Raw genomic sequence first — 469 nt, 5'->3', positions numbered from 1 at the left:
GCATGTATCCGGAATGTTTTATACAACAACATTGCCGGCTGAGCTGGTCACATTGTTATACACGCTTATAGATGAAAAATTGGCTGCGGCAGATGTGTTGCCTGCAGCTGTGCGGAAAAGTCTGAAGGAGGTGTCATGAATATCGATAAGCGAGTACGAGCATCAGAGTTTATGAATTTACTTTCTGTTGGTCGTACCAAGTTCTATAGAATGCTGAAACGTGGCGAACTTCCAAAGCCAATAAAACTAAGTGAAAAAGATGTTTTTTGGCATGAGTCGCAAGTGAAGAAAGAAGTCGAAAAATACAAGCAAGAATCTGATAATATAGCCTGCACCTAGCAGGCTTTTTATTTTGTTCCAGCAAGGGTACTTTTATTAAAACGGGTAATGGTACGGGTAACCAAAACCATAAAACAAAATAAGTGTATAAATTTCTTAGGGATACGCTTGATATGCTTCTCATGATCGA

At 39.2% G+C, this 469-nt stretch carries 1 protein-coding gene; it reads left to right on the top strand.

The window, feature by feature from the left end; all coding sequences use genetic code 11:
• The first annotated feature begins 135 nt into the window (after positions 1-135).
• On the top strand, positions 136-339 hold the full coding sequence (locus tag OKC24_RS19915) for a helix-turn-helix transcriptional regulator (RefSeq protein WP_131277133.1): 204 nt from the start codon (positions 136-138) through the stop codon (positions 337-339).
• Positions 340-469 lie beyond the last annotated feature (130 nt).

Origin of the sequence: Acinetobacter entericus (assembly GCF_026168575.1) — a bacterium.
GTDB lineage: Bacteria > Pseudomonadota > Gammaproteobacteria > Pseudomonadales > Moraxellaceae > Acinetobacter > Acinetobacter bouvetii.
This window is presented reverse-complemented; position numbering and strand designations above follow the sequence as displayed.

What these genes read in the sequence shown, in the direction of transcription:
- OKC24_RS19915 (WP_131277133.1), top strand. Translation starts at nt 136, where the DNA reads ATGAATATCGATAAGCGAGTACGAGCATCAGAGTTTATGAATTTACTT.